Origin of the sequence: Hymenobacter telluris (assembly GCF_017313265.1) — a bacterium.
Classification (GTDB): Bacteria; Bacteroidota; Bacteroidia; order Cytophagales; family Hymenobacteraceae; genus Hymenobacter; species Hymenobacter telluris.
In genome coordinates this window covers 1-16037 of the sequence record NZ_JAFLQZ010000034.1, presented here as the reverse complement: position 1 = coordinate 16037, position 16037 = coordinate 1, and the positions used below count along the sequence as shown (strand labels likewise).

Genomic DNA, 16037 nt, shown 5'->3' with positions numbered 1-16037 from the left:
CTGTTAAGATGGGATTACCTGATGCGTCCACTTGTGGCTGACAGGATGAAAATGGCACATCAAACGGCTCTAGGAAAGAAGAGCAGCTACCTTGAGCTCTTACCTCAGTCAACCCTAGCACAAATGATACCCCCACTAGAAGGAAGAATTGTCTTACGTAACTTTTAAAAAGTACTATCATGAAAGGTATAGACTAAGTCTGACTACAGTGCAATTTTATAGTGTTCTGAGTGTGGATAGAGTGATTAAGACAGTAGCACCAAACCAATTACTCCAATCAGGTCATAAAAGGGCTGCTATTATCTAGCCTTACCAAATAAATAGGTACACGCTCCTGACTATACTCGCTGTGTAGTTCGTCCGTTTAGTAGTAAAACTAGTTGTTGGTGATTGGAACAGGAGGACCACCTGCATCACAAATGATACTGCACGAAACAAGGGAGACTTTCATTTTTCCGTTAATTATTTGCTTGGCCAGCACTACGGATGTGATTGTAACATCTGAGGCATCTTTGACACATCCTGTTGGCAACTTATTAGCATAGGCCGTCATGTTCATATGCTCGTACACAGTGGTATTAGCTGGCAACTTGTCCGTTGGTTGAGTGCTACTCCCCAGCCAACTACTAATTGCACTCGTGAAAGGACTGGTACTATATTTGGACGGTGTCGTGAAGGGTCCACTGGCCGTTAGGTTAGCATAATCAACACTATGGTAGGTAGTAGAGCCTGCCGTAGCGGCAAGTTGGTTTTTCCGGCCACTAGCCACGATGTGGACCGAGGTGACGTTAGTCGGGGTCGCTGCTTGAATACCCATGGGTAAGGTTGTTGATAACACGTTGGTCAACGGCAGCACAACCGGATACACACGGACCCGATTAGCAAAGAAATCCGGGGCATCGGCAAAGTACAAGGCGTTGTCTCCGTTGTTCGTGGCGCTGGCAATAGCCAAATGGTCACCCTGCGTGATCTTACTTAAAAACCCGCAGGCACTACCCGCAAAATTTAGCCACACTTCGTTACCATTCTCAAGAGACAAGCTCATTACATTAGAGCTAGCGGCCGCTGGCTTGAGAACGATGTTTTCACGTCCCGCTTTAGGGCCGAACTCAGGCCTTACCCACGCGGCGGGCACACTTTCCTGTACATAGCCGCCCTTGAATTCGTCGGTAGCACGGGTTTGCACGGCCTGCCCGGAAAACTGGTCGAAAGCAATATTCTCGGTTGTATGCTTGATTCCATCCTGTATGGTTTCAATACGCTTAACGACTGCTGGATAGCGTATGACCTTGGACGTTACATGGGTATACAATTCTGCTTCGCTACGCGTAAAGGCCGGAAAAATAGGAGCGTAGAAGGAAGGCAGGAATAAGAGTCCTACCGTAACGTCCGTTTCGAATTGCAGGTCCAGCAGATTGTCCTTGACCGCTTTTTGCGCAGCCGTGATATCCACTTCCCGCCCTGGATAGATGCGACCAGCGACTGGGGGCACATTCAGGCGTTGGCCCTGCTCACTGGTTACCGGGATGTAATCCCCGGGTACCAGGGTCTGCTCCCCTACCAGTTTGGCCGGCTCGTAATAGGTCGTCTTCTGTTCGTTGGTTGGACTAGGCAGCTTTGTTGCCAGCGTGCCCGGGTAATTGCCCGGGTAGGTTGCCCGCCGGAGGGGTTGCCCGTGCATGTTGTTGAGAAGAAAGCTGTAGCCCTGTGTGGCGTATGTATTATTAATTTGGTTGGTGGCCACCAACGCGGTCTGTAGCTTGAACTTGGTTTCGCTCTGCAGCGCGCCGCTTTTCACTTGCATAGGATAATCCCTGGCCGTCGCAAACTCACTCACCGTGAAGCCCGTGGTGGTGCGCCCACTATGGATGTTGCGCACGACCACCCGGGAATAACCGACAGAGGGTGCTGGCAGCAGGCTCTCGCCCAACGGCCCTTCGGTTTGCTTGCGGTCAATGCCCGAGATAATCTTGGAAGCCAGACTTTGCCCCTGTCGGGGCAGATAATCCACCAGAATATTCTCTTCCCGCATGGCCGACGGCTCCGTCGTGGCGACGCCGCTGCTAATGATCCTGTCGTCAGCCGTACGCATGCGATAGATATACTCGCTGCCGTACAGGACGGACTGCCCATCTAGGCCTGTCTTATCGAAAGTCAATAGGCGCTTAACCCGCAGGCCGCCCCCTTTTTTAGGTTTGACCAGTGGGATTCGGAAATACGACAGCTCCCGATTGATAGCGACGCATTTTGTATCTAATCCTACAATCGTCTTGTACCACCCCAGCAGATCCCGCACGGCGCGGATCGGCGAGCTTGGGTCGGCCCCGTACTCGCTGCCGCCCAGTTTGCCAGCCCGTTGCGTCTGCAGAAAGTTCTTGCACACCTGGTGGGGCAAGGTGTAACGATCTTTGGTATCAACTAGGTCGATATAGAGCTGGTTGTCCCTTATGTCTACTTCTTTTACACTGGCGTAGCCCGAAATATAGTCGGAATTACGCGTCAGCGGCTGTAAGGTCGGCGTAACGGCATCGGAGAGGTTGTAGAGGAATTTGAAAAAGATCTTCCGGTTAGTACCGACGTACCGCTCCTGCAATGCCTGGCGGGTAGCCTGCATTTCCTTCTCAGTAGTTATGCCCAGCGAGGCTAGATCAATAATGTAATGGTTGCCCTCAAGTCCCCCGTTACCCGGTTCATTGAGAAGACTAGCCATTGCGTGTACGGGCTTGTCTTGCACGTAGGCATAATCATCCTGCTCGTACTGCACCTGGATCTGCCCGCCCGTTGGCAGAGTAATACCCTTCAACTGCCAGGCCGCCGGGTCCCAATCGTACTGCTGGCCCGCTGGCAAATCCTCCCGGTCACGCTGGTCCAGCCAGGCTTGCATATTTGCCGCCCGCACCGGACCCTGCTTCCGATAATTGCCCCACCCGTCCAAACTGAAAGGATTATAGCCGGGGTTTTGCACCGCGGCCGACAACTGGTTGTAGTAACTTGCATCGGCGCCAGCAGCCTGCTCTTCCGTCGTAGACGTGGTTACACTCTGCGCCCCAGAAGGCTGATAGATCGCTGGGTAGTCGGCATAATTACTCGGGTACGCATAGCTGAACGTGTAAGGGCTTACTTTGGTGGGGATACCTTGGTACTCGAACCAAATTCGCGTAAGCGTCAGTTTGCCGTTGCGTTTGCTGGCATCCTGAGCATTTAAAGTGGCGTTTAGCAGTCCAAAATTAGTAGGGCTGATGGTGGTGCTAAATAAGTCGTTACTGTAGCTGAAGTGCACCGATTTAATGGGCCTTGCGTCCGGCTGGGGCGTGACAACCCCGGTCAGCGGGTCCAGACTTACCTTGTCGTTGACGTATAGATCAATACGCACCAGCTTCTCCAGCCCTCTCCTGCCCGTTGGGTTCTCGTTCTGAGCCCCGGAGCGGGCGCGCGGGTTATCACTCCCCTCCTTTTCTTCCCCAGCATCCTTGCTATCCTCGCGAGGAGCCGTTACGAAAACCGCCGTATGAGTTTTCGTCTGTACGGATTGCAAATAGACCACTTCCTTCTGCCCGTAGCTGACCGTACCCATGTCGTCGGCTTTGTCGGATAGCGAGTTCACCTGGTAGAGCAAGCCGTTGTAGGGCACACGCCAGTTATACCAGTCGGCGCTGGTGTTACCGCATACCTTCCGGTAATTGAACCGGGTGTACCCGCCGAAATCATCGGCCGTTGGGCCGTTGAGGGTGCGGTCAATGTAGTCCGGAGTGCGGATCTCGGTCAGAGGAAAACTATTGGCGTAAGCAGTCGGGCGAACTTCCCCCACTTTCACGTCGAATTGATTATCAGCCTTCGTAGTCGAAACGGTATAATTGTTTTGGATGGCTTCCCCTTTAATGCCATACTGTAGATTGCCCTCATTGCGGGACAAGACCGGCAGGCCGTAGATGTAGTGCCCGCCGGTAGCCGTCGCCACCGAGAGTTCACAGATAGCGCCGGGGGTGAGTTGAGCGTAATTAACCGGTAGGTCCTGCCGTTGCGAGAAGAAGCGCGAGAATCGTCGCTCTGTCGCGGCATCGTCTCTATAGAGATCCGCTTTCGTATGGTAGGCAATGTGCGAAGCCTGGCCATGGGGCGCCGCGCTGCCCAACTGCGTCTCCAAGACCGATTTATTCAGGTTGGCCAGGTTATTGGGGAAATTGCTGCGGTCGAGCTGAGCAGAAACAGGCTCGTCACTCAGGGGACCTGACTGCCCTCCCAGATCGTTGGCGAAACGGAAAAACACTTCGTCATTGCCTTGGCCGGCTGCCGAAAAATGCTTTCGGTCATCTGTGGGTTGCCAAGGTCCTTCCGATAACCGCTGCCACCCGGCCCCAAAGTCCCATCCAGGCCCTACGTTGCCCCCGATCGAGATTTCGGGAGAAACGTTGACAATGCCGATGTTGCTGGTCTTGGAGTTAGGAACGAATTCTCCTACCTGATCATGGTAGAGGCGGAACCCCCCTCCTACCCCTTCTCCGCTCACTGAAAACACGTCGGCGTTGTTGAACGGCACCCCCAGGAAATAATCTCGTTTGTTGTAGGCCGTTTCCTTCTCGGTGAAGTAGTCCCGAATGGCATTAGTACTATTCCCATCATCATCGGCCTCACTACTATACATATAGCCAAAGGCATTGAGCTGATCCTGGGGGATATTTTCCTGCCAGGAATAGCTGCCGGAAACGCTGACCGTACCCCCTACCGGTAACCAGGTAGGAGTTCCTTCTAAGCTGGAGCCTACGTTGAAGGCGCCTCCCCGATAGTTGGCGGCATGGGCAGAGCGGTTGGTTTCCGAGTAAGTGAACAGCCCGTGGTTACCCCCAAGCAGGCTAATCTTGTTGGCGGCGTAACGCTCGGCCGTCTTATGCTCCTTCTTTTCCTTGTGTGTGGCCGTCGCTGTCTTATCGGCCTCCTGGTGTGATTGCGCAGGCTGCATGATGATGGCCGCCGGGTTGATACTCGCCGAAAAGCTGCCATTGCCATCCGACACGGAATAGCCTAAGCTCACGACCCCTTTGCCCAGGCTTACGCCGACGCCGGCATTATACCCGTACCCCCGGTAGTTATTGTAGCGCAACGCTACATTGGTACTGAAATCTTTACTGAAAGCTTCAAAACCGATTCCACCGCCCGCCGTGACGGTCCAGTTGGCGGGCATTTTATTGTGATACGTAACGGGGGCACTATTGTAATCATCCGGGAAACCCCGGGTATTGCGGTTGATCGCCCCGGGGTTCAACGTCCAGCCATAGCCTACCCACGAGGCTTCCTCCTCGGGGGTGGCCCCACTATGGTAAGATAGGGACAAGGGGTAGTCGCTGCCTTGCGGCCCGGGAATGTTGATGACGGGGATATTGTAGGTGAAATCACCAGAGAATTCGTCGACTAACTGGTTGGTGCTCACCGGCTCGAAAGAAGAAAACTCCGGCTGACTTGGGCCACTGGTCAGCGCGTAGCTGACGAGCGGAAAGCCCAGTTCGTTGCCAATAAGCACCAGGAAAAAGACGGCAATCCGTCGCCGGGCAGCCGAAGGGTATAGATAACCCATACACGTAAGAGATAAGTAGTTAAGAAGCGACCGCTTGAATATTCTCCGCTGCAAAAGCGAACCGCACGGGATAAGCTAGAAAGAAGGCCTTGTCGAGCACGAACGTCACCTCGGACGCAGCCGGAAGTGGGGCATCATGCAACGAGAAAGTGAAAACGATGTCTAGGTATTGCTCCCGCTGAGGAGTCATCTCCACGTACGCCGCGATGGGACGCACCCGTTGACTCCCGACCTGCAAATACCCCGCCTGCTGCATCTGATAGAAGAGAGCATGCTGCTGCTCGTCCGGGGTTAGCAACGTGACCGTCTCCCGCAGAAGTCCTTGCACGGAGGAGGTTGGGTTTTTACTGGCAACCCGCAATTTGAAGATGGCAACCGGTACGGACGATGTCCCAGCAGGGGAAGCTTGCGGCGCGCCAGCTGTAGGCTGTTCTAGTGCGGTGAGATAAGCACTAGGCAGGTATTTGGCGGTCAGCACATAGGGCCCTTGCTCTTGCGTTATAAGCAATCCGTTAGCAGGATTTTCCAGGTATTTACCAAGTGATGCGGCATCCTTGGGAACTGAGTGGCTACAATTTGCTAAAGACAGGATAAGACCTGATAAAGCCAACAATCGACGTAGCTTATAGACCTTTCGATTCGAAAGTCGTCGTGTATAATAGGGCACGGTAATTTATATTATTCATTTATTACAACAATTCTATGCAATTTAGTTTTATCTACAAAGTCCTACTATATTTTAATTTTACAAATCATATAATCAGCATCAACCGATCGCACTACTCATCTGGAAGATAGGCAGATACATACCTACCAGGATTGTTCCGACTACCAGTCCCAGAAAGATGATGATCAGTGGCTCCAGGGCGGTGCTCAGCAACGAGGTGCGGTACTCCACCTCTTCACTGTACTGTTGCGCCAGGATGGAAAAGAAATGATCCAATTTGTTGACTTCCTCGCCTACTTTGAGCAGGGCGATCATCCGCGCATCAAAGATGGGGAACTGTTGCAGGCTGCCGTAAAGCGTGGCCCCGCGCATAATACGGGCTTCCACTTCTTCCAATGCCCGGTTGATTGGCCAAAACCCCAGCATTTGACGCGCTAGGGTTAAGGCCTGGAGTAAGGGGACATGCGCGCCACTGAGCAAGGCCAGGGAGCTACACAGTCGCGCCAAGTACACCCGCTTCACGATCGGGCCGATGATGGGCAGCCGCAGCACCAGTTCGCTCGCCAGCCGCTGATACGCCGGCGTTCGGCGCGCCAGCCGCAACGCCAGCAAAATCAGCAGCAAAATGACTGCTCCGCTACTCCAGTACGATCGGACCAAGGCGGACAAATACACGATGGCCTGCGTGAGAGGGGGGAGTTTACCGCCGAACTGCTTGAACACGTCCGAAAACATGGGCACGATGAAGTTGAGCATGAACAGCACGGCGGCCACGGCCGTAGAGAGTACCACGATCGGGTACGCCATGGCCTGGGTTACCTGCCGCCGTTGCTTGATTTTTCGCGTGTAAAAGCGCGCCAGCTCTTCCACAATTGCTACCAGTTGCCCGGTTTCTTCCCCGATTTGCAGGCTATGGTACTCATAGGGCGTGAAGTGACCGCTTTGCTGCAGCGCGGCCGACAGACTGCGGCCTCCGACTATCGAATCACGCACCGCCGCCAATACCCGCTGCATGGAGGCCCCTTGCTGCTGCACCTGCAAGTCCAGGGCCGCCTTGATATCCACCCCGGCACTAAGCAGCAAGCCAAGCTCCAGGTAAAGCGCCTCTTTATGACTGTCTTTCAGTCGCCTGGAGCCAAAGGCTAAGTCCTGGTTGAGTAACTTGCCCAAGCGGCTGGCAAACGACTCGGCCGGTGGCTTGGGCGCAGTGCGACGGGAAGGGGTGAGCTGCAATCCGCTCATAAGGTAGCTGGCTGAGCACGTCCCATCTCGAGTAGCTGTTGCGTGTCATACCACGCCGCGGCCTCCAGCACCAGGGTATCCTGCCGGCTGCAAACCGTCAACACCACTTCATCAATTGTCCCCAGCTTGTTGCTCACTGGCGCCGTTTTGAAATATCCTGCATAGTCCAGTACGCGCACCTGAAACGTATCCTGTACCAGGTGCTGCTGGCGCACAATGCACGAATCCAGCAAGTCGTATTCGATCACTGTTTCACCCTGCTGGCATAGCAGCCGTTGTCCCGTTAAGCGCACGTGCGTGGATTGCCTGAAATCCCGGGCCAGCACCCATTGCAGCGTACTCACCTGGGTGACGGACGAAAGGCTGCGGAGCGAAGCTTGTTGCTGCCGCTGGATTACCTGCAACGTCAGGTAGGCGGCACTGATGACGACGGCACTGAGCGCCATGGCCATCATGGTTTCCAGAAGCGTAAAGGCGTTAAGGCGCATAGGGGGATGGACTATAAACTAATTGCTGGCAGCTGGCCATTACCTTATCCCGCTCGATGGCCTGCACCCGGAGTTGCAAAAGGTGCCGGTTGCCTCGATAAGGGTGTACTTCCTGCTCCAGGGTAATTGTGCCTACCTGGGTCGTGCGGGAATGCCAGCTGTGAGTGCGGATGGTGGCCGCAGCCGCTTGCTGCACTACTTGCTGGTACTTCACCTGGCGTTGGCTCGGGCCGTAGTGGACCAGGCGGGCACAGACGGCCAGCGACAGGGTGAAGACCAGCACCAGGATGATGGCGGCCACGGTGATTTCCACCAGGGAAGAAGCAGCGACTTTCTCTCGCATCAGGGTAGCCAGGCCAGAATACCCAACCCCGCCTGGGGGTTTAACCGGGGGGTAGTAAGATAATCCGCGGGCAGTTGCTCCCGGTCGATGGTCGCGTCTACCAGGTAGTTTTCGTAGAAGGAGGCTATGGTCGAGTACAGCAGTTGCCGGCACCTCACCGTTCCCGTTACCTGGCCGCAATTTTCCAGTACGCCTTCCACATGGAGCTGGCCGACGACCCGACTGCTTTGGTGCATGCGCACCAAGCTGGTAGCGGCAGATCCGGGGGGATTCGCGGCGATTACCACCCCGTGCACCTGGCTGCGCTCGGCGAGGAAAACCTTTGCCACACCCGTGGTGCTAAAGGCGCACACCGCACTCGGGTAGGCCAGCTGGGAATCCGCGCCGATCTCTACCGTATCGCGGGCAAACACCTGTAGCCGCCCGTGGAAGCCGGCTTTGATTACAACGACGGGGGCCATTACCACGACGTTGTCCAGGTGAGCATCAGCCTCAATCACCAGCTTATGCGTGCTCACCAACAAGATTTGTCCACTCAAGGTAACGGCCCTGATCGTAGCCGGCTGCGTTTGGAGCCAAACCAACGGAGGGCGGTAAAAAGAGCGTTCCACTGAGCGTAGTTTTTCCAGGGTTTGGCTGTTGGCCGGTAGCCAAGCGCTTAAGTCCAACGCTGCATACTGCTGTAGGCAAGTGAGCGGAGGGGGAACCGCCGGGGCAGCAGCGGTAGTTCGGGGCAGCGTACGCCCGGTCACCAGCTTAGTCGGAGCCGGCAATTCCTGCGTGCCTAAATAGGCCGATCGAATACCCAGCGTAGGCAAGTATGCATCCCCGACTACTTGGCTGCTGCCGACCATTGATACCGGTTTGTCGTCGTTGGCTATGTATAAAGCGACTTGTCCCGACGGATCGAACCGGCTGCCTACCAGCCCGATCAGACTATCCCGAAAATTGTTCTTGCTCGCTCGCGCCCGTACCAGGTCGAAAATACCCCAAGGTCTTTTTTCCACTACCACGGAATCATCGCCCGAGCCGAACAGGTCTAAGTCAACGCGCTGAAAGTAAGGCAGGGTGGGTGTAGCCAGCAGGTACGCGATCCCGGAACGGGTGTTCTGCTGGACCTGTAGCTGGATCCGGTGTTGCTGTAACAATGTGCGGGTACCGGCATAGAAAAGCACCAGCCCCAGCAGAATCGTACTCACCAGGATACCGATAACGAGCACCAGCGACAAGGCGCCGGCCGTCACGCGCTGTGACGAGTAACCGCCGTCCCCTGATGTCTCCCTCATGGCGTTGACGGCGGGAGAGGCTGGGCCTTTCTGCTTGTTTTCCGGGTACGAGGAACGGCAGTATTCGCAGGTGATGGCCCGCTTGCTGGTGCCATAACCCGGAGGCTATCGGCTTTACGAGCGTGCGTAGGGTTGAACAAGTGCCTCTTCCGCTTTGCCTTGGTTGGATCGGGTTTGCTTTCCGGCTGTTGAGGGGTAGGCGGAACCAGAATCCGTCCCTGTGGATCGTATTGATACGAGCGCTTGCGCAGTTGCCCGTTATGCCAGCGGCTCGCCGAGGCCAATTGGCCATTGGAATGCCAGGTCCGCCATTGCCCGGTTTTTACGCCGTACTGAAAGGCCCCTGCCACCAGCAGCCGTTGCGTCCGGTCAGTTACCCGATACGGACCATGTAGCAGGCGGCCATTGTGGTCCCCCCGCGCATGCTGCACCCGATTACCGGCATACCAGTAATACGTCTGCTGTTTATGGATTCGTCCTCTATTCTTTGCTGCCAGCGCAACGACCTGCACACTGTCCCCCTCTACCAAGGTTACCCTCGTGCGATTGATAGCTTTCACCTCCAGTTTTTTCAGGGATTGAGCCACGCAAAGCTGAGTACTGAGTATACCGATGAAAAGAATACCAAACGAGCGCATAGATATATAATATAAAGACGAACATACGAATATAATTTTCAATAAATACCCACTTTGATACTTGCATTTTATAAATACAACTATTAGTTTAAATAATCTCACAAACCATAGATAAACTAGAGCGCAATACCTTTGATCTAATATCATTAACTACTAAAGACTGAATTTCTAATCATCCATACCAAGAGATAATTGAATAAATTATGCAGCCATCTTCTGTTTTAAATAACTTAAAAATTTGCATTTAAAAAGTACTGAGCGCATAACTCAACCTAGTTGGATGGATCGATGAAAAGGAACCGATAAACTTGTTAAAGTGAGGCTAATCGCAGGCGACGAACATCATTGCCTTTCTGATGGAGTAAGAAATAAAATTGAGGTAATCGGGGTAGTTAAGTCAGTATGGGGGCTTAAGTGGCACAGTTCCCTTTTCAAGTCGGCAGGCGGGGACAGATGGCTGCTTTTTGTTGCCACCGGTAGTAATCGGCCATCCTCACACCCAATACTTGGCAATTCGACGCATGGGATAATGCCGTGCCGGCGCCTCATTGGCACTGCCAGTACTTGACGGGCTATAGCCTGACTACATGCTGGCTAACCAAGACTACAATTCCGACCCGCTCGTAGTGCCTATCGCCGCCAGCGGCATGTTTGCCGTCATCCCGCCTTCGTGCAAGTGTCGCCAACTGCGCCTCTTATGATGCCACCCGTTACGCCCATAGTGCTGTTCCTTAGAGTGGCTCTTTCGCCGACTTAAGTAGTTCTGCCGCGTAGTTCCCGATTTGACAAGCTCGACACCCATTTCTTAGCCTTTACTTATCTAAATAACTATTATTCCATTATCTGGGCGAGTGTTTATAACTCTTAACAAACCCATCCCAATCCTGTCTGACTTAGCTAGACGACAGGCACGGTCGTAGCAGCGGGCTAAGCTAAAGGTTACAACTTATATAGCGTTTTGATAGCTGCTATGTCGCCGGGGCTCAGGTTGCCATCGTTGTCAATGACGCTAGCGCCATCTTTCGGGACCATTGTCGGCTTTTTCAAGTCAATGGCCCGAGCGTTGGCCGCGTAGTGCATACGCGACTTGAAATCATATGGCCCATGAATGGTGCCTTTGAGATTCTTGAAGTGTTGCTGATTTTTGTTGCTGATATTGGCCCATATCACGTCAATATACTTGTTTCGATCGGGGCGAATATGCTCATGGAAGAGTCCCAGTGCATGGCCGATTTCGTGAATGGCAACGCGCTTTGACGTTTTATTACCTAACTTCAGATGTTGCATGCCACCGACGCACCCTACGCTGGAGGCACCTATGGTAGGAGAACCGCCTTCCACAAATTTGACGTAGTCCGGCTCTGTTGTACGTTCTACAAACTTGATAGGTGTGACCGTTCGCCAGTGCTTGATTGCCTCGGTAATGTTCTGGCGAAGGTTGGCAGGTAAAGCTGGGGCAATCGTGTAATAGAGCGTAGCCTTTGGCCAGTCCTTGCCCAGCCGGATGTTGCCAGTAAAGGCCGGCCCTGCTTTGACGCTATCCGTTCCAAGCGTTCGGTCGAAGATGATCATGTCGCCATCCACGATATCGAGACTGTCATACGTCTCGTAATAGATGTTCTGCTGCACTTGCCCCCCTATCTCCACCGTAACTTTCCCGCTCCCGGTAGGCCTCCCAACCCCTTCATAGTAGGCCTCTATTTCCTCTTCAGGCTTGCCATTTGCCACTAATTTATCGGAGGTAGCGGCCCCATTTTGATTCGTCCGCTTGTTTTCGCAGGATAAGCAGAGAGTACATAGACCAAGGGTGAGAAGATGAAGTACAAAATTGCATGTGTTGTTCATACGTAATTGAGAGTGAGGGGCTATAAATACAATATAAATCTAATATATAAGGTCTTTTGATCTCCAACTCACTGCACCTGTTGCAGACTTATTGTCTCCATTTCAAAGCAGCGCAAGGGCAGTAAAGAGTACGTGGCCGTCGACACGCTGGGCTATCTGCTGGCCGCGGTGGTGAAGCCAGCTAACGCGCCCGACTGCGGGCAAGTGGCGGCGCTCTGCAAACTAGTGCAATAGGTCACGGGGCAGAAGGTATGGGTGGCGTATACCAACCAAGGCTATACAGGCGAATTCCCACTCACACTAGGAGTTGACTCGTCATAATTCCCTCTCGGCCGTCGGAGCAGGTGTGGCGCGGAGCTGTAGTTTGAAAATTTTATGGACATGGCAAAGTTATAATCGAGCTACTCCGCCTCCTTGAGGCGATAAGTCGTCTTGGCCTGTAAGCACGCAATAGGGCGTGAGCGTTACGTGCGGCTGTTGATTGAACGCGGTGAGGATCATGATGCTTAACCTCGCCTGGATCGTCCTAGATGAGAGTGCCCTGCGTTCTTGTCCAGGACTCTCTAAGCCAGCAAGCGTGGCTAGCAGAATCGTGGACTGTTGCAGAAATAACTTCTCTATGAGACCAAAACGCTCTACATCCACACTTAGCAGCTTTCGCTCGACAAGGCTAGAGGGGGATAAAGACCACCCCGATGGGCCCGCTCAAGGGCACAGCCTTCTAATTTTCCGCTGGCCGTATGGAATGCAGCGGGTAGCGGCATCTACTCCAGTAGGGATACCCTCCAGGAAGGGGGCGTATCGTCTGCTGAACCTACTTTGATGCCCTAATGAAAACCCTCCTGTTGATCACCCTCCTCTTGTGTCCCTGGTTCGTCGGCGCCCAGTCTGTTACCGTCCGCGGCGTGGTACGGGCCCAAGCTGCCCGCACGGTTCTACCGGGCGTACGGATTGTGGAGAAGGGAACCGCGAACGGCACCGCCACTGACGCCCGCGGCCGGTTCACCCTCGTGACCACCCGCCCCACTCCCCGACTGCTCGTTTCGTTCATTGGGTACGTCACAAAAGAGGTGGCCATCACTCACCCGAAAGACTCCGTGGTGGTGCTGCTCCCCGAGGATGAGACGGTCCTGTCTGAGGTGGTGGTTGTGGGCTATGCGGGTGCGGCTCACAAGAGCAGCATCAGCGGCTCGGCTGCGGCCGTGTCGGGCAGCCCGTCCGGGGTCCTGATCCGAGGCGCCCGTAGCACCCCGCCTGCCTCCCGCCCCGCCCCCAAAGCGAAAACCAGCGTCCCCCCTACCGGAACGCGGGTCGGCGCGGGGGTTCTCACGGCTGGCGAGATCAACGATTTCAGCAAATGGACCCTGTGGCCGGATATTGCCCAACAGGATTTGAATCACTGGCGCCAGCGCTGGCACCTGAGCCCGCTGGAACGCTACGCCGTGCAGCTCGTGAGTGAGGCGGGCTTTCCGGTGGTTGGCGCCACCGTGCGCTTGCTAGACCGCCGGGATTCGGTGCTCTGGCAGGCCCAGAGCGACAACACAGGTAAGTGCGAACTATGGAATGGTCTGTTTACCGACAGGCAGCCGTCGAACGTGGCCTCGCTGCAGGCCGTGGTAGAGGGAAAAACCTATTCGCTACGCCGCCCCACCGTCTTTGCCCAGGGTGTCAACGTACTCCGGGTCCGGCAGCCGTGCCAAGCACCCTCGATCGTGGATATTGCCTTCGTGGTGGACGCCACCAGCTCGATGGGCGATGAGATTCAGTACCTGCAAGCCGAACTCGGCGATGTCATCACCCAGGCGAAGGATTCGTTGGCCTCTTCCACCCTGCGCCTGGCCAGTGTGTTCTACCGGGATGCCGGCGACGAGTACGTGACCCGCAAAACGAATTTTAGTGCCGATCTGCCCGCCACGCTGGACTTTATCCGGCACCAGCAGGCCGGGGGCGGGGGTGATTTCCCGGAAGCCGTCGATCAGGCCCTGACTGTGGCGCTGAACGAGCTGTCCTGGAGTCCACACGCCAAGGCGCGGCTCTTGTTTCTGCTCCTGGATGCGCCCCCGCACGAAAACCCACCGGTGTTGGCCTCGCTGCAGCGCTCGATCCGGCAAGCAGCGGCGCAGGGCATCCGGATCATTCCCGTTACGGCCAGTGGCATCGACAAGAGCACGGAGTATCTGATGCGGTCCATGGCTTTGGCCACCAACGGCACCTACGTGTTTCTCACCGATGACAGTGGCGTGGGCGAGGCGCACCTGAAGCCGACCACCGACCAGTTCACCGTCGAGCGGCTGAATACGCTGCTGGTGAAGCTCATGGCCAAGTACGCCTACACGGTGGACTGCCAGGCCCCTCCAGCTACCCGGCCCCACCAAGCGGAGACGCTGTCGGGGCACTACCAGCAGGTAGCCGACACGACTATGGGTACGACCCACTCGACCAAGCGAGAGAAACGCTATACCTGGACGTGTTATCCCAACCCCGTCTCGGAGGTGCTGCATGTACAGCTGGAGGCCGACATACCCGAACTATTCATCACCGATGTGACCGGTAAGATCCTGCTCCGGGCAGTGCCCGCGCATTATAAAGCCACCATTGAGTTGGGGAGCTTTCCCACCGGGGTCTATTTCCTGCGCTTCTTTGCGGGCACCCGCTGGGAGCAAGCCCGCTTCCTGGTCAGTCGATAGCCCTGGAGGGGGCTGCCCAGGACGCGCTGAGTCCTGGGGAAGACCCGATAGGACCAGGCCAAACTAGACTACTACCGCCTCGCCTTGCTGGCCATGATATGTCCGCTCCTCGCCCGCCTAGCTGGGGTAAGTAGAAACAAGCTAGGCCAGCGAAGAAGCCCGTTTAGGCAATGGGTTCCCATAGCAACGACTGGGGAACGATGAGCGAACCGGTGGTAAGTAAGAGAGAGGTGATCTGCTTCCCGAGGGACCGTTCCATCACTCCTTATCTGGAACTAGCGGTTGCCGCGGGGCTCCTCCGGTTAGGAGGCAGTGCAGGGGCAAGATGCCCCGACACTAGCTAAGCCCAAAGTTGGTTAACGCTATAAAAAACGCGCGGGCGCACCCGCCTGGGCGCGGCGCTCTGTTTCCAACCGTTTTTACAGAAAGGGCATTAAAAAGGCTTTAATCTGACAGCGCTTTGGGGGTCAAATCGCAATTTGCGGTTTTGGTTAACGCTATACTCAATAGGCCCCCCAAATACGAGGCGTCGCTCCCCCCCAAAAACCCGGGCGAGAAAGGGAGGGCGACCACGCGAAGTCCAGGCAACCACCAGGCAATCCGTTCGACGCGGCGCGAAGCGTCGTCTACAGAGTAGGCGGCCACTTCAGGCGGGCTGAAAAGGTGCGGTAATAGCTGCAGACCCAGGCGAGGCGCCGAGCAGCACGGCGGCAGGAAGCGGTACGCAGCCCAGAAGACCAGGTGGTGCTGGAGCTAACCCTAGCGGCCGCTACGCGAGGCGGGGCAGTTCCTCACCTCATTCCGCCTGCCACCTGTCTTCTCTCGGCGCGCAGGCCCGCCGTTCTGGTCTCGGTTGCAGGAGGCGGGTCTCCCTCGTGGGGGAGACGGGTTAGGCTAGGGCTGTGGCTCGGCCGCGCGCTGTGGCTGCGGGACATCAGGGGAGAATACCTCACCTGGTGTCGTCTCAGGAGAGGAGGACTGCGCGACTAGGAGGTTGTGGTCGTAACGGCTCCGGCTACAGAGGCAGGCAAGGGGAAGAAGATGAGAGGCGAAGTTTGATTAACGCTATCTAAATTACACGCCCGTGCCTGCGCCGGGGCGCGCACCTGGGCGCAAGCCGGGGTTTTGCCTGGTTTCGGGTGTTTCAGCCCGTTTTCGGGCTGCACTTTACCAGGATGTGATTGTAGGCTGATTTTGAGGTGGTCTAGCTAAGCCGCACAGAGTTGGGACGCAGTTTGAAAGTTGGTTTCGAAGTGATTGGGGGCGAGATAG

General features: G+C 55.3%; 8 protein-coding genes and 1 pseudogene. 2 read left to right on the top strand and 7 right to left on the bottom strand.

What is annotated here, in order from left to right; translation table 11 throughout:
• Nucleotides 1-376: 376 nt before the first annotated feature.
• The 7 genes from J0X19_RS24420 to J0X19_RS24390 form a co-directional block, all read right to left on the bottom strand.
• Nucleotides 377-5569 carry a hypothetical protein gene (locus J0X19_RS24420; RefSeq protein WP_206987037.1) on the bottom strand — a complete coding sequence of 1731 codons (5193 nt, stop codon included), beginning with the start codon at nucleotides 5567-5569 and terminating at the stop codon, nucleotides 377-379.
• 19 nt (nucleotides 5570-5588) lie between these two features.
• A complete protein-coding gene (locus J0X19_RS24415; protein WP_206987036.1) occupies nucleotides 5589-6182 on the bottom strand; it encodes a hypothetical protein in 594 nt (197 codons plus the stop codon).
• Between the two features lie 153 nt (nucleotides 6183-6335).
• On the bottom strand, nucleotides 6336-7478 hold the full coding sequence (locus J0X19_RS24410; protein ID WP_206987035.1) for a type II secretion system F family protein: 1143 nt from the start codon (nucleotides 7476-7478) through the stop codon (nucleotides 6336-6338).
• Nucleotides 7475-7966, bottom strand: a complete 492-nt coding sequence (locus tag J0X19_RS24405) for a PulJ/GspJ family protein (protein ID WP_206987034.1) — start codon at nucleotides 7964-7966, stop codon at nucleotides 7475-7477. Before J0X19_RS24405 ends, J0X19_RS24410 begins: the two co-directional genes overlap by 4 nt.
• Nucleotides 7956-8309 carry a hypothetical protein gene (locus tag J0X19_RS24400; protein WP_206987033.1) on the bottom strand — a complete coding sequence of 118 codons (354 nt, stop codon included), beginning with the start codon at nucleotides 8307-8309 and terminating at the stop codon, nucleotides 7956-7958. The genes J0X19_RS24405 and J0X19_RS24400 overlap by 11 nt, the downstream gene beginning before the upstream one ends.
• The gene (locus tag J0X19_RS24395) at nucleotides 8309-9595 is read right to left on the bottom strand and encodes a hypothetical protein (RefSeq protein WP_206987032.1); all 1287 of its coding nucleotides are present in this window, start codon (nucleotides 9593-9595) and stop codon (nucleotides 8309-8311) included. The genes J0X19_RS24400 and J0X19_RS24395 overlap by 1 nt, the downstream gene beginning before the upstream one ends.
• A gap of 1577 nt (nucleotides 9596-11172) precedes the next feature.
• Entirely contained in the window at nucleotides 11173-12078 is a 906-nt protein-coding gene (locus J0X19_RS24390; RefSeq protein ID WP_206987031.1) for a M12 family metallopeptidase, read from the bottom strand.
• Nucleotides 12079-12908: 830 nt separating this feature from the next.
• Here J0X19_RS24390 and J0X19_RS25310 point away from each other — a divergent pair.
• Together J0X19_RS25310 and J0X19_RS24385 are read left to right on the top strand one after the other, a co-directional pair.
• Nucleotides 12909-13214 (top strand): annotated as a pseudogene (locus J0X19_RS25310) (carboxypeptidase-like regulatory domain-containing protein); the annotation flags it as partial.
• 255 nt (nucleotides 13215-13469) lie between these two features.
• Entirely contained in the window at nucleotides 13470-14765 is a 1296-nt protein-coding gene (locus J0X19_RS24385; RefSeq protein WP_242583399.1) for a VWA domain-containing protein, read from the top strand.
• Nucleotides 14766-16037 lie beyond the last annotated feature (1272 nt).

Bases quoted from the DNA above. Each gene is read 5' to 3' on its own strand.
- J0X19_RS24420 (WP_206987037.1), bottom strand. From the start codon at position 5,569: ATGGGTTATCTATACCCTTCGGCTGCCCGGCGACGGATTGCCGTCTTT.
- J0X19_RS24410 (WP_206987035.1), bottom strand. From the start codon at position 7,478: ATGAGCGGATTGCAGCTCACCCCTTCCCGTCGCACTGCGCCCAAGCCA.
- J0X19_RS24405 (WP_206987034.1), bottom strand. From the start codon at position 7,966: ATGCGCCTTAACGCCTTTACGCTTCTGGAAACCATGATGGCCATGGCG.
- J0X19_RS24400 (WP_206987033.1), bottom strand. From the start codon at position 8,309: ATGCGAGAGAAAGTCGCTGCTTCTTCCCTGGTGGAAATCACCGTGGCC.
- J0X19_RS24395 (WP_206987032.1), bottom strand. From the start codon at position 9,595: ATGAGGGAGACATCAGGGGACGGCGGTTACTCGTCACAGCGCGTGACG.
- J0X19_RS24390 (WP_206987031.1), bottom strand. From the start codon at position 12,078: ATGAACAACACATGCAATTTTGTACTTCATCTTCTCACCCTTGGTCTA.